The following is a 12,079-nucleotide window of genomic DNA, read 5'->3' on the forward strand; positions in this document are numbered from 1 at the left end:
TAACCCGATGTCCGACAAACCTGCGCCGGAAAAGAAAACCGCTGAAGAGCGCAACGCCGAACGTATTAATGCCTTGCCGTGGCAGCCGTGGAGACCGGGCGACCTCGCAGTCCCTGTTTTCAGCAAACCTGATGAACCTTTGCTGGCTGACGGCGAAGAGGAGCCGGACGACGGACAGCCCAAACTTCAGGTCGATCAGAATGAATTGCTGAATCTGCAACGTCGCGCTGAACAGCAGGGTTTCCAGCAGGGTCTGGAAGCCGGTCAGAAACAAGGCTATACCGCCGGTTTCCAGCAAGGTCAGGAAGCCGGACAGCAACAGGGTTTGCAGGAAGGCCAGCAACAACAGGCCGTACTGACTGAGCACTGGCAGCATATGGTGTCGGATTTCCAGCAAACGCTGGATGCACTGGACAGCGTGATCGCTTCACGTCTGATGCAGATGGCGCTGACCGCTGCCAAACAGATTATTGGTCAGGCACCGATTTGTGACGGTTCTGCCCTGCTTAATCAGATTCAACAGCTGATCCAGCAGGAGCCGATGTTTAAAGGCAAACCGCAGCTGCGTGTCAATCCGGCCGATTTCGAGCGCGTCGAGCAACAGCTTGGTGCCAGCCTGAGCATGAACGGCTGGCGTTTGCTGGCCGACAGCCAGATCCACAGCGGTGGCTGCAAAGTCAGCGCAGAAGATGGCGATATGGACGCGTCACTGGCTACCCGCTGGCATGAACTGTGCCGTCTTGCGGCACCGGGAGATCTCTGATGACCGCCCGCCTGAGCCGCCTGCTGAAAACGCTTGATGACGCGGAAAAACGCATGGCCCGCACGCCGTCGGTTCGCCGTTATGGCCGTCTGACGCGGGCAACGGGTCTGGTCCTTGAAGCCACCGGCCTGCAGTTACCTTTGGGCGCAACGTGTCTGATTGAGCGCCACGACGGGCCAGCAGTGCAGGAAGTCGAAAGTGAAGTGGTCGGCTTTAACGGACAAAGTCTGTTCCTGATGCCCCTGGAAGAAGTCGAAGGGATTTTGCCAGGTGCGCGGGTTTATGCCCGTATCGCCGCGGATGGTCAGAGCGCAGGCAAACAACTGCCGCTGGGGCCGCAGTTGCTGGGCCGCGTGCTGGATGGCAGCGCCAAACCGCTCGATAGTTTGCCGCCGCCGGATACCGGTTATCGCGCCGCTCTGATCACGCCACCGTTTAACCCGCTGCAACGTACACCGATCACCGATGTGCTGGACGTCGGCGTCCGCGCCATTAACGCCCTGCTCACCGTCGGTCGCGGTCAGCGTATGGGGCTGTTCGCCGGTTCCGGCGTCGGTAAATCCGTGCTGCTCGGCATGATGGCGCGCTACACCAAAGCCGACGTGATCGTGGTCGGGCTGATTGGCGAACGTGGCCGTGAAGTCAAAGATTTTATCGAAAACATTTTAGGTGACGAAGGTCGCGCCCGTTCGGTGGTTATCGCCGCACCGGCTGACGTTTCCCCTCTTCTGCGTATGCAGGGTGCGGCGTATGCCACGCGCATCGCCGAAGATTTCCGTGACCGCGGTCAGCATGTGTTGCTGATCATGGATTCCCTGACCCGTTATGCGATGGCGCAACGTGAAATCGCGCTGGCTATCGGTGAACCTCCGGCCACCAAAGGCTATCCGCCTTCCGTGTTTGCCAAACTGCCTGCGCTGGTTGAACGCGCCGGTAATGGCATCAGCGGCGGTGGTTCGATCACCGCGTTTTATACCGTACTGACCGAAGGCGACGACCAGCAGGATCCGATTGCTGACTCTGCCCGCGCCATTCTTGACGGGCACATCGTGTTATCACGCCGTCTGGCGGAATCGGGACATTACCCGGCGATTGATATCGAAGCGTCTATCAGCCGTGCCATGACATCGCTGATTGATGACGCCCAGTACGGCCGTGTGCGTAATTTCAAACAACTGTTGTCCAGCTATCAGCGCAACCGCGATTTGGTTAGCGTCGGCGCTTACGCCGCAGGCAGCGATCCGATGCTTGACCGCGCGATAAAACTGTATCCGCAAATGGAGAACTTCCTCCAGCAGGACATCATGGAACGCAGTACCTACGAAGACGCCTGTCTGGAACTGAATATGTTGTTCCCGGGCTAACTTTTTAACCGATAAAGGTAAATCAGATGGAAAACGCATCACCATTGATCACCCTTTGTTCTCTGGCGCAAAAAGCGCTGGATCAGGCCACCAGTCATCTGGGGCAAATCAGGCAGTCACATCATCAGGCTCAAGAACAGCTCACCATGCTGCTCAACTATCAGCGTGAGTACCGGGAAAAGCTCAATACCACCATGACCGGCGGGATTGCGGCGAATACCTGGCAGAACTACCAGCAGTTTATCGGCACGCTGGAAGTGGCGATTGATCAGCACCGCAAACAATTACAACAGTGGGATCAGCGGCTTAACGCCGCCGTAAACCAGTGGCAGGACAAGCAGCAACGGCTCAATGCTTACCAGACGTTGCAATCCCGCGCCAGTGAGCAACAGCGTTCTCTGGAAAACAAGCTCGATCAAAAGCAAAACGATGAGTTCGCCCAGCGCAGCGCACACAGGAAGAAACAATCATGAATCTGAATATTTTGCCTGCTGCCGTGACCACGGCAAAGACCACCGCGAGCGCGGCGTCCGGCAGTTCATCATCAGCAACCGCTTCTGCGGCTGACGCATCAGCGATCAGCGATAGCACGGCGACTTCACCGGCCGATTTCGCCAGCCAGCTGGAAGCCCAGCTCGGCTCGAAACTCGACCCTAAACTGACCAGCACGTTAGCCAAACTCGGTCAGCAGATTTCAGCCAAAGGCGAAACCGTCGATAAAGCCACACTGACTCAGGCGGTGACCACCGGCGAAAACGACGGCAGTCTGATGCTTGATGAAAGTGATTTAAGCAAAATGATCGCCGCCATTCAGGTATTGCCGAATGGCAGCCTGAAAGGCAGCGACGCATCGGCGGTAAAAAACGCCGGGCTGAGCGATAAAGACAAAGACAGCAAAACTGACGATGCCAATACCTTGCCGTTGCAGGCGCTGTTCGCGCAGTTAGCCGCGCAGCAGCAACCGGCACAACAGGTGCAAACCGCCAGTGCGGTGGTAACGCAGACCCCCAGCGATGACGCCACCAGTGCAGACAAAAAAAGCTCGCTGCTTTCCGGTCTGACCGCGTCTTCTTTACTGACCGGTGAAGGTAAAACTGCCGTCACCGATACCGATCCGAAAGCTGCCACTGCGGCGAATACGACGACCGCGTCATCACAACATGCCGCCAGTAAAGCCACGACCGCAAATACACCTGATTTCAGCAGTGCGCTGGCTTCAATGAGCGCCGCCAGCGGCAATGCCGCAGCGTTACAGCAGAACGACAGCAGCACGCTGGATAACAGCATGCAGTCACTGAATCAGCTGAACACCGCGGCGGTTGCCGTTTCTTCTGCGCCGGTTTCCACCACGCCGACCACCACCACCGCGGTTACCGCCCCGTCTACCCCGCTGCTCAACGCACAGCTCGGTACGCCTGAATGGCAGCAGCAGCTCGGTCAGCAGGTGATGATGTTTAACCGTCAGGGACAACAAACCGCAGAACTTCGTCTGCATCCTGAAGATTTGGGTTCGATACAAATCAGCATGAAGATTGAAAACAATCAGGCGCAGCTGCACTTTGTCTCCGGCCACAGCGGCGTGCGCTCTGCCATAGAAGCCGCGTTACCGGATCTGAAAACAGCACTGGCCGACAACGGCATCAGCCTCGGTCAGAGCAGCGTCGGCAGCGACAGTTCGCAGTGGCAACAGGCGCAGCAGCAAAGCGGTCAGTCCGGTTCACAACAGGGGAATGCGGCCAGCTGGGCAGCATTTAATGGCGGCAGCACGACATCTGCCAGCGATGCCCTGCCGGTTCCGGCGTCTATCGCCCAGCGGATCGGCGGCAACAATAGCGTGGATATCTTCGCATAATCGTTACCTGATGTTTCAGCCCTGCCTGTGCGACCTTAATTCAAACGGCAGAGCTGACCTTATTTTTCCCGCCTATTCTGACTATTGAACAACAGGATAAGCGGGATAATCATTGTCAGAATTGACTCAGCAGCTTCGCGGTTCCCTCGCAACTCTGCTCATACTTACAGGAAATCGCCCCATCCATGTCTGACTCTGCTCTCTCGGCGTCGCGTAAGAAAAAGCGCCCGTTAATGATGATTCTGCTGTTACTGATTGCCATCGGAGCCTGTGGTGCAGCCGGTTACGCCTGGTGGATGTTGCATAAACAGCCCGTAACTGCAGCGCAGGCTGCGGAAGCGAAGAAGAATGAACCGCCTGCGGCCCCTATTTTCCTGGCGCTCGACACCTTCACCGTTAACCTGCAAACGCCGGATAACGACCCGGATCGCGTGCTGTATATCGGCCTGACCCTGCGTCTGCCGGATGAAAAGAACCGCGCTACGCTTAATGAATATCTGCCTGAAGTCCGCAGCCGCCTGTTGTTGCTTCTGTCACGTCAGAAAACGTCTGATTTAGTCAGCGAAGCCGGTAAACAACAGCTGGTTCAGGACATCAAACAGGTTCTGGATGCGCCACTGGTCAAAGGTCAGCCCCCTCAGGTGATCAACGACGTGCTTTTCACTGCTTTCATACTGCGATAAACAAATTATGGGCGACAGCATTCTTTCACAGGCCGAGATCGACGCGCTGCTCAATGGTGACAGTGACAGCGCACCCGATAATACGGCAACCGCACAGGCCGCCGCGTCTGATGACGGTGTAAAACCTTTTGACCCCACGACGCAACGCCGCGTTGTTCGTGAGCGGTTGCAGGCGCTGGAAATCATTAACGAGCGATTTGCCCGTCATTTCCGTATGGGGCTGTTTAACCTTTTACGCCGTAGCCCGGACATCACCGTAGGGCCGATCAAAATCCAGCCTTACCACGAGTTTGCACGCAACCTGCCGGTACCGACTAACCTCAACCTGATCCACCTGAAACCCTTACGTGGCACCGCTCTGTTTGTGTTTGCGCCAAGCCTGGTGTTTATCGCGGTGGATAACCTGTTCGGTGGCGATGGCCGTTTTCCGACCAAAGTCGAAGGGCGCGAGTTCACCCACACCGAACAGCGGGTCATCAAACGCATGCTCACACTGGCACTCGATGCCTACGAAGATGCCTGGAGCGGCGTTTACAAGCTGAGCGTGGAATATGTCCGTGCGGAATTGCAGATCAAATTCACCAACATCACCTCTTCCCCGAACGATATCGTGGTGACCACGCCGTTCCACGTGGAGATCGGTGCGCTGAGCGGTGATTTCAACATCTGTATTCCGTTCAGCATGATCGAACCTTTGCGTGAGTTACTGACCAATCCGCCGGTCGAAAACTCACGTAATGAAGAAAGTCAGTGGCGCGAAAATCTGGTCACTCAGGTTCAGCAGTCCGAGCTGGAACTGGTGGCGAATTTCGTCGAAATTCCGCTGCGCCTGTCGCAGATCCTCAAGCTTCAACCGGGCGATGTTCTGCCGATTGAAAAACCGGATCGTCTGATTGCCCATGTCGATGGTGTGCCCGTGCTGACCAGCCAATATGGCACTTTAAACGAACAATACGCCCTGCGCGTTGAACATTTGATCAACCCAATTTTAAATTCTCTAGATGAGGAACAGCCCCATGAGTGACACCAATAAACCGTCTGACGCCGGATCGGATAACGTTGACGATTTATGGGCTGATGCGTTTAACGAACAACAGTCTGCGGGCGGCGCGAAAGCGTCAACTGACGGTGTTTTCGCCGCGCTGGGTGCCCAGGACGGAACCGGCAGTTTGCAAGATATCGACATGATCCTCGATATTCCGGTGAAACTGACCGTGGAACTAGGTCGCACCAAAATGACCATCAAAGAACTGCTGCGACTTTCGCAGGGTTCGGTGGTTGCACTCGACGGTCTTGCCGGGGAGCCGCTGGATATCCTGATCAACGGCTATCTGATTGCCCAGGGTGAAGTGGTTGTCGTCGCCGATAAATACGGCGTGCGCATCACCGACATCATCACGCCATCCGAACGTATGCGTCGTCTGAGCCGCTGATGAGCCAGAATACCGCGACGGATTCTCCGTACATTTCCGGCCCGGTAAACCATGCCACCACGCAGGCAACGCCTCAGGCAATGCCCGCCGGTTCGGTGCTGACGCAGGTCAGTTCCGTGCTTGGCGGCATTCTGTTGCTGATCTTGTTTATCGGCTGGGTGGTGAAGCGCGCCGGTTTCGCGCCGCAGTCTAAAAATAACAAGCTGCTGAAAGTGACTGCCAGCGTACAGGTCGGACGCAGTGAGAAAGTGGTGATTGTTGAAGTCGATAACACCTGGCTGGTGCTGGGCGTGACCGCGCAAAACATCACCCCGCTGCATACCCTGAGCGCGCCGCCGGTTGAACAGATGCCGGATTCAAGTCATCCCAATAACGCGCCCGCTGATTTCCGTCAGCTGATGCAGAAAATGTTGAAACGTCCGGGAAAGCAGGCATGACTCTGTCCGTCGTGAAGAAAATAATGAAATCCCCCCTTACCTTTTGCCTGCCGCTGCTGCTGTTAATCAGCCCGTCGGCGTTCGCGCAACTGCCGGGGATCATCAGCCAGCAGATGTCCAACGGCGCACAAAACTGGTCACTGCCGATCCAGACGCTGGTGTTTATCACCACGCTGACGCTGTTACCGGCAATGCTGCTGATGTGCACCAGTTTCACCCGCATCATTATCGTGCTCGGCCTGCTGCGAAATGCGCTGGGTACGCCATCTGCGCCGCCAAACCAGGTATTGCTGGGGCTGGGTTTGTTTCTGACCTTTTTCGTCATGGCGCCGGTATTCGACAAAATTTACAGCGATGCCTATCAGCCGTTTACTGAAAACAAAATCACCATGCAGGAAGCAATGGACAAAGGCGCTCAGCCTTTACGCCAGTTTATGCTGCGCCAGACCCGTGAAAGCGACCTTGCGCTGTATGCGCGACTGGCGAACATCCCTCCGCTGGCGGGCCCGGAAGCGGTGCCGATGCGTATTTTGCTGCCGGCCTACGTGACCAGCGAACTGAAAACGGCGTTCCAGATTGGCTTCACCGTATTCATTCCGTTCATGATTATCGACCTGGTGGTCGCCAGCGTACTGATGGCCCTCGGGATGATGATGGTGCCACCTGCCACCATCTCGCTGCCGTTCAAGCTGATGCTGTTCGTCCTGGTCGATGGCTGGCAACTGTTACTCGGTTCCCTGGCGCAGAGTTTTTACAGTTAATTCAAAACGCCAAACTTAATGGGCGTTTTTTGCTCCTCCCCCTGCGAAGGGGGAGGCCGGGAGGGGGTTTTACAGGCAACTTCAAATTCTGAGCTGCTATTCATACCCCACCCCAACCCTCCCCTTCGCAGGGGAGGGAGTCGCCCGTCTTCTTTTGTGAGAATTGAGTAATGACTCCTGAATCGGTAATGGCACTGGGTAACGAGGCGATGAAAGTGGCATTAGCCGTTGCTGCGCCTTTGTTGCTGGCCGCGCTGGTCACCGGGCTTATCGTCAGCCTGTTGCAGGCGGCGACACAGATCAACGAACAAACGCTGTCATTCATCCCTAAGATCCTGGCCGTGGTAGCGACTATCGTTATCGCCGGTCCGTGGATGCTAAATCTGCTGCTTGATTACATGCGCACGTTGTTTTCCAACCTGCCGTACATCATCGGGTAATCTATGGTTTCCTTCGACAGCACCCAGCTCGCCGGATGGCTGAGCATGTATTTCTGGCCTCTGCTGCGAATTCTGGCGCTGATCAGCACTGCGCCGATCACCAGTGAAAAGTCAGTCCCTAACCGGGTGAAACTCGGTCTGGGGATGATGATTACCTTCCTGATTGCCCCCTCTCTGCCACCGGTGGACACGCCGATTTTCTCCACCCCCGCGCTGTGGCTGGCGATGCAGCAAATCATGATTGGCACCGCGTTAGGCATCACCATGCAACTGGCGTTTGCGGCGATTCGTATGGCGGGTGAGATTATGGGTTTGCAGATGGGGATTTCTTTTGCCACGTTTTATGACCCGAGCAATCGCCTGAACACTCCGCTGCTGGCGCAGTTTTTAAACCTGCTGGCGGTGCTGTTGTTCCTGACGTTTAACGCGCATCTGTGGCTGATTTCCCTGCTGGCTGACAGCTTCCACACCCTGCCTATCAGCCATAATCCGGTCAATGCCGAAGGGTTTATGGCGGTCGCCAAAGCGGGCAGTATCGTGTTCAGCGGCGGAATGATGCTGGCATTACCGATTGTGACATTGCTGCTGACGCTGAACATGGCGCTCGGCCTGTTAAACCGTGTTACGCCACAGCTTTCCGTTTTCGTTATCGGTTTCCCGCTGACGCTCAGCATCGGTATTCTGGCGATAGGCCTGATGATGCCGATGCTCGCCCCGTTCAGCGAGCATCTGTTCAGTGAGATCCTGGATAAGATCGTGCTGATCATGAATCAGCTGGCGATGGATTAAGTAACTTAACGCCGTGTCAGCAGCGCCATCACTTCGTAATGCGCGGTATGCGGGAACATGTCGAAAAGCTGGACACGCAGAATGTGATAATCCGGCAGTAGCGCCAGATCCTGCGCCATGGTTTTAGCGTTACAGCTTGAATAGAGAATGGTGTCGGGCGCCATGTGGCTCAGGTACTCACACAACGCTTTGCCGATGCCGCGACGTGGCGGATTCACCAGCACCAGATCCGGCACCTCGCCTTTGCCGGTCGCGAAACCGGTCGAATCCAGCGCCTGAAACTCGACGTTTTGCAACCCCAGACGCGCCGCCGATTCTTTTGCACAGGAAATAGCTTCCGCGCTGATTTCGATACCGGTCAGTTTCATCTGCGGCGTTGCACAGTGCAGACCAAAACCGCCGACGCCGCAGAACAAATCCCACATGCTTTGAATATCACCCCGCGCCCTCACCCAGTCACGCGCCGTAGCGTAGAGTTTTTCAGCCACCACCGGGTTGGTCTGGAAGAAACTCTGCGGACGGATAAACAGCGGCACATGGTTAAAGTCTTCTTCCAGACGCTGCACGTCCGTCAGCGGGATTTCGGTATCGCCTTCGAGGATCGCCATATGTACCGGCTGTATATTGGCGGAAATCACCCTGAGCTGCGGCAACTGTTGTTGCAACCACGGCAGCGCGGCGCGCAGTTGCGCCAGTTTTGTTTCCGAACGCAATACGAAACGCAGCATCATGCCGCCGTCTTTCTGGCTTTCAGTCAGTAACAGGAATTTCAGCTCACCGCGTTTTCGCGCCACGTTATAAGGCGTCAGTCCGGCGCGGGCGATAAAGGTTTTCAGGACTGAAAATACTGCGGGGAAACTGGCCGGATAAAGAGGACATTCACACAAATCGACCGGCGTGCCGTCGCGGTGCAACATCCCAAGTAAAGGACGCTCCACGCTGCCGCTGACCACCATTTTGGCTTTATTGCGAAAGGCACTTTCCGCGCCGGTGACCGGTTCACACCATTCACCCACCGGCAAATCTGACAGCAAATCACTGAGATCCTGCTGCTTGTCGGCTAACTGTTGTGAATAAGGTTTGTCGAGCCACTGGCAGGAACGGCAGGTTCCTGCGGTGTAAAGTGCGCAATGCATGAAAAAGTCCGGTAAGAGAATGCGGAAAAAACTGGCGCGCAGTTTACCACTGCGCGACGGGAAAGGCTCACTTACGCTTTGGCTATTTGTGACGGGCTGCTTTTTTCGTTCGACTTTTTACGCGAGAAGTATCTGCGACTGCTGGCAGGCGCATACAACAGGAAAAGCACCACCATATCGGGTATTTTTTGCATCAGCAGCGCATAGAGAAATTCGCCCTGAGTTTCGACGTTAAAGCGAAAGATACGCGGCCCGAACCAGTCGAATGAGGCCAGCAGCATGTATCCGACCACAATCACCTGACAACCGATAAATGCCCGGCGCCCCCAGCGACGGCCGCGCATCATGGCATAGGCAGCACGGCATTCGACCAGAACAATCAGCAAGCTGGCCAGCATGATGAAACAGTTCAGCCAGGACTCTGCACTGACTTCGATAAAACTCATCAGCCCTGAAAAGCCCATGGCATCGAACAGTAAAATGAATTCGAGTAAGCGCGTCGCGACAATTGCCGACGCACCTATCATCACGGGAACAGGGATAAATGCCAGTTTCATAAATCCGTTTGGGCTCTCCATTTACGTTCAGGGCGGAATACATCCGCCCTGAAAATTATCTTAAAATTTAGGCTCGTTGAGCGCGCTGTATTTCTTTACGCCGTTGTTTCTCGGCACGCGCCATAAACCACCAGGCAACCATGCCGATGATCCCAACCACCAGCAGGATCAACGTCGCCAGCGCGTTTATTTCAGGGTTGACGCCCATACGCACGCTGGCAAAGACCAGCATCGGTAACGTGGTCGAACCCGGTCCGGCGACAAAACTGGCAATAACCAGATCGTCGAGCGACAACGTAAACGCCAGCAACCAGCCGGAAATCAGTGCCGGTAAAATCATCGGCAGCGTGATAATAAAGAACACTTTCAGCGGCGCTGCACCTAAATCCATTGCCGCTTCTTCAATCGAACGGTCCAGTTCACGTAAACGCGCAGAGACCACCACGGCTACGTACGCGCTACAAAACGTCACGTGCGCCAGCCAGATGGTAAACATGCCGCGCTCCGCAGGCCAGCCAAACGCGTGGCCCATCGCTACAAACAGCAACAACAACGCCAGGCCGGTAATGACATCCGGCATGACCAGCGGCGCGGTCAGCATAAAGGCAAAACCGGTTGAACCACGAAACCGCTGAAAACGCACCATCACCACCGCGGCCAGCGTCCCAACAATCACCGCCATTGTGGCGGCAGCGGTGGCAATGGTCAGACTGGTCCCGACTGCACTTATCATCGCGGAATCGTGGAAAAGCTGAGTATACCAGCGGGTAGACCAACCCGCCCAGACCGTTACCAGCTTGGAGCTGTTAAACGAGTAAATAACCAGCATCAGCATCGGGGCATACAAAAACGTAAAGCCGAGCACCAGAATAAGAATTCGCCACGGCGAACGGACAACCGGTAACTGATTCATTCTTTGTCTCCCAGCTCTTTATTTTGGTATTTCTGGAACCACAAGATGGGCATGATCAACAGCAACAGCATGACCACTGCGACAGCGGAAGCCACCGGCCAGTCGCGGTTGTTGAAGAATTCCTGCCACAGAACACGACCAATCATATTGCTGTCCGGCCCGCCGAGCAGTTCCGGGATCACGTATTCCCCTACCGCCGGAATGAAGACCAGCATCGAACCGGCAATAATCCCGCCTTTGGTCAGCGGCATAATCACTTTGAAGAAGGTTTTCATCGGACGTGCGCCCAGATCCTGCGCCGCTTCCACCAGCGAGTAATCCATGCGGGTCAGCGCGGTGTAAATAGGCAACACCATAAACGGCAGATACGAATACACAATGCCGATGTAAACCGCCAGATTGGTATGCAAAATCACCAGCGGCTGATCGATAACATGCAGCCACAGCAGCACGTTATTCAGCACACCGTTGTCTTTGAGAATGCCAATCCAGGCATAGACGCGGATCAGGAACGAGGTCCACGAAGGTAAAATCACCAGCAACAGCAGGATATTGCGCGTCGAGGTACGGCTGTGCGCCACCGCCCACGCCAGCGGATAACCGATCAGCAGACAAAGCAGCGTCGATATGGCCGCCACTTGCAGTGATTGCAGATAGGCATCGATATACAGCGGATCCTGCGTCAGGCCGATGTAGTTGGCGATGTTAAGCGCGATATCCAGCATACCGTCTGACCAGGAGACCAGATCGGTATACGGTGGAATAGCCCGCGCCATTTCTGCAAAACTGATTTTGAAGACAATCAGGAAAGGCAGTAAAAACAGCAGCAGGAACCACACCAGCGGCAGCAAGATAACCAGTTTGCGGCCATGGCGTTGTTGCAAACGACCCGTGAAAGCTTTAAATCCGCCCGGAGGTTTACTGGCCGGCGCTTCGGAGATTACAGACATT

15 protein-coding genes are annotated in these 12,079 nt (G+C 55.5%); 11 read left to right on the forward strand and 4 right to left on the reverse strand.

The window, feature by feature from the left end; all coding sequences use genetic code 11:
- Positions 1 to 7: 7 nt before the first annotated feature.
- The 11 genes from fliH (at position 8) to fliR (ending at position 8,522) form a co-directional block, all read left to right on the forward strand.
- Positions 8 to 763 (forward strand): flagellar assembly protein FliH, encoded by a 756-nt coding sequence (fliH, locus tag CKQ54_RS15875; RefSeq protein WP_167459669.1) that lies wholly within the window; start codon positions 8 to 10, stop codon positions 761 to 763.
- A complete protein-coding gene (gene fliI / locus CKQ54_RS15880) occupies positions 763 to 2,127 on the forward strand; it encodes a flagellar protein export ATPase FliI (RefSeq protein ID WP_112291788.1) in 1,365 nt (454 codons plus the stop codon). Before fliH ends, fliI begins: the two co-directional genes overlap by 1 nt.
- A gap of 26 nt (positions 2,128 to 2,153) precedes the next feature.
- Entirely contained in the window at positions 2,154 to 2,600 is a 447-nt protein-coding gene (fliJ, locus tag CKQ54_RS15885) for a flagellar export protein FliJ (RefSeq protein ID WP_120163036.1), read from the forward strand.
- Positions 2,597 to 3,979: a flagellar hook-length control protein FliK gene (locus CKQ54_RS15890; RefSeq protein WP_120163037.1), complete on the forward strand. Its 1,383-nt coding sequence runs from the start codon at positions 2,597 to 2,599 to the stop codon at positions 3,977 to 3,979. The genes fliJ and CKQ54_RS15890 overlap by 4 nt, the downstream gene beginning before the upstream one ends.
- A gap of 185 nt (positions 3,980 to 4,164) precedes the next feature.
- The gene (gene fliL / locus CKQ54_RS15895) at positions 4,165 to 4,662 is read left to right on the forward strand and encodes a flagellar basal body-associated protein FliL (protein ID WP_120163038.1); all 498 of its coding nucleotides are present in this window, start codon (positions 4,165 to 4,167) and stop codon (positions 4,660 to 4,662) included.
- Positions 4,663 to 4,669: 7 nt separating this feature from the next.
- Entirely contained in the window at positions 4,670 to 5,686 is a 1,017-nt protein-coding gene (gene fliM / locus CKQ54_RS15900; protein WP_120163039.1) for a flagellar motor switch protein FliM, read from the forward strand.
- Entirely contained in the window at positions 5,679 to 6,095 is a 417-nt protein-coding gene (fliN, locus tag CKQ54_RS15905; protein ID WP_112291796.1) for a flagellar motor switch protein FliN, read from the forward strand. Before fliM ends, fliN begins: the two co-directional genes overlap by 8 nt.
- An 80-nt stretch (positions 6,096 to 6,175) precedes the next feature.
- Entirely contained in the window at positions 6,176 to 6,532 is a 357-nt protein-coding gene (gene fliO, locus CKQ54_RS15910) for a flagellar biosynthetic protein FliO (RefSeq protein WP_244220266.1), read from the forward strand.
- A 23-nt stretch (positions 6,533 to 6,555) separates the two neighbouring features.
- Positions 6,556 to 7,293, forward strand: coding sequence for a flagellar type III secretion system pore protein FliP (fliP, locus tag CKQ54_RS15915; RefSeq protein ID WP_120163065.1), 738 nt, complete (start codon positions 6,556 to 6,558; stop codon positions 7,291 to 7,293).
- Between the two features lie 170 nt (positions 7,294 to 7,463).
- A complete protein-coding gene (gene fliQ / locus CKQ54_RS15920) occupies positions 7,464 to 7,733 on the forward strand; it encodes a flagellar biosynthesis protein FliQ (protein WP_104922231.1) in 270 nt (89 codons plus the stop codon).
- A 3-nt stretch (positions 7,734 to 7,736) separates the two neighbouring features.
- Complete coding sequence (gene fliR / locus CKQ54_RS15925; protein ID WP_120163041.1) at positions 7,737 to 8,522, forward strand: flagellar biosynthetic protein FliR; 786 nt, start codon at positions 7,737 to 7,739, stop codon at positions 8,520 to 8,522.
- 5 nt (positions 8,523 to 8,527) lie between these two features.
- On the opposite strand, the gene rlmC is transcribed toward fliR, so the two are convergent.
- From rlmC to potH, 4 genes are all read right to left on the reverse strand, one after another.
- Positions 8,528 to 9,658 carry a 23S rRNA (uracil(747)-C(5))-methyltransferase RlmC gene (rlmC, locus tag CKQ54_RS15930; RefSeq protein ID WP_120163042.1) on the reverse strand — a complete coding sequence of 377 codons (1,131 nt, stop codon included), beginning with the start codon at positions 9,656 to 9,658 and terminating at the stop codon, positions 8,528 to 8,530.
- A gap of 71 nt (positions 9,659 to 9,729) precedes the next feature.
- Positions 9,730 to 10,236, reverse strand: coding sequence for a YbjO family protein (locus CKQ54_RS15935; RefSeq protein ID WP_232829912.1), 507 nt, complete (start codon positions 10,234 to 10,236; stop codon positions 9,730 to 9,732).
- Between the two features lie 46 nt (positions 10,237 to 10,282).
- Entirely contained in the window at positions 10,283 to 11,128 is an 846-nt protein-coding gene (gene potI, locus CKQ54_RS15940) for a putrescine ABC transporter permease PotI (RefSeq protein ID WP_120163043.1), read from the reverse strand.
- Complete coding sequence (potH, locus tag CKQ54_RS15945) at positions 11,125 to 12,078, reverse strand: putrescine ABC transporter permease PotH (protein WP_112289373.1); 954 nt, start codon at positions 12,076 to 12,078, stop codon at positions 11,125 to 11,127. The genes potI and potH overlap by 4 nt, the downstream gene beginning before the upstream one ends.
- Position 12,079: the final 1 nt, after the last annotated feature.

The organism is Rahnella variigena, assembly GCF_003610915.1.
Lineage (GTDB): Bacteria > Pseudomonadota > Gammaproteobacteria > Enterobacterales > Enterobacteriaceae > Rahnella > Rahnella variigena.

Bases quoted from the DNA above. Each gene is read 5' to 3' on its own strand.
- CKQ54_RS15890 (WP_120163037.1), top strand. From the start codon at position 2,597: ATGAATCTGAATATTTTGCCTGCTGCCGTGACCACGGCAAAGACCACC.
- fliP (WP_120163065.1), top strand. From the start codon at position 6,556: ATGAAATCCCCCCTTACCTTTTGCCTGCCGCTGCTGCTGTTAATCAGC.
- fliL (WP_120163038.1), top strand. From the start codon at position 4,165: ATGTCTGACTCTGCTCTCTCGGCGTCGCGTAAGAAAAAGCGCCCGTTA.
- fliQ (WP_104922231.1), top strand. From the start codon at position 7,464: ATGACTCCTGAATCGGTAATGGCACTGGGTAACGAGGCGATGAAAGTG.
- fliI (WP_112291788.1), top strand. From the start codon at position 763: ATGACCGCCCGCCTGAGCCGCCTGCTGAAAACGCTTGATGACGCGGAA.
- fliJ (WP_120163036.1), top strand. From the start codon at position 2,154: ATGGAAAACGCATCACCATTGATCACCCTTTGTTCTCTGGCGCAAAAA.
- fliH (WP_167459669.1), top strand. From the start codon at position 8: ATGTCCGACAAACCTGCGCCGGAAAAGAAAACCGCTGAAGAGCGCAAC.
- potH (WP_112289373.1), bottom strand. From the start codon at position 12,078: ATGTCTGTAATCTCCGAAGCGCCGGCCAGTAAACCTCCGGGCGGATTT.
- fliM (WP_120163039.1), top strand. From the start codon at position 4,670: ATGGGCGACAGCATTCTTTCACAGGCCGAGATCGACGCGCTGCTCAAT.
- potI (WP_120163043.1), bottom strand. From the start codon at position 11,128: ATGAATCAGTTACCGGTTGTCCGTTCGCCGTGGCGAATTCTTATTCTG.
- fliO (WP_244220266.1), top strand. From the start codon at position 6,176: ATGCCCGCCGGTTCGGTGCTGACGCAGGTCAGTTCCGTGCTTGGCGGC.
- fliN (WP_112291796.1), top strand. From the start codon at position 5,679: ATGAGTGACACCAATAAACCGTCTGACGCCGGATCGGATAACGTTGAC.
- fliR (WP_120163041.1), top strand. From the start codon at position 7,737: ATGGTTTCCTTCGACAGCACCCAGCTCGCCGGATGGCTGAGCATGTAT.
- rlmC (WP_120163042.1), bottom strand. From the start codon at position 9,658: ATGCATTGCGCACTTTACACCGCAGGAACCTGCCGTTCCTGCCAGTGG.
- CKQ54_RS15935 (WP_232829912.1), bottom strand. From the start codon at position 10,236: ATGGAGAGCCCAAACGGATTTATGAAACTGGCATTTATCCCTGTTCCC.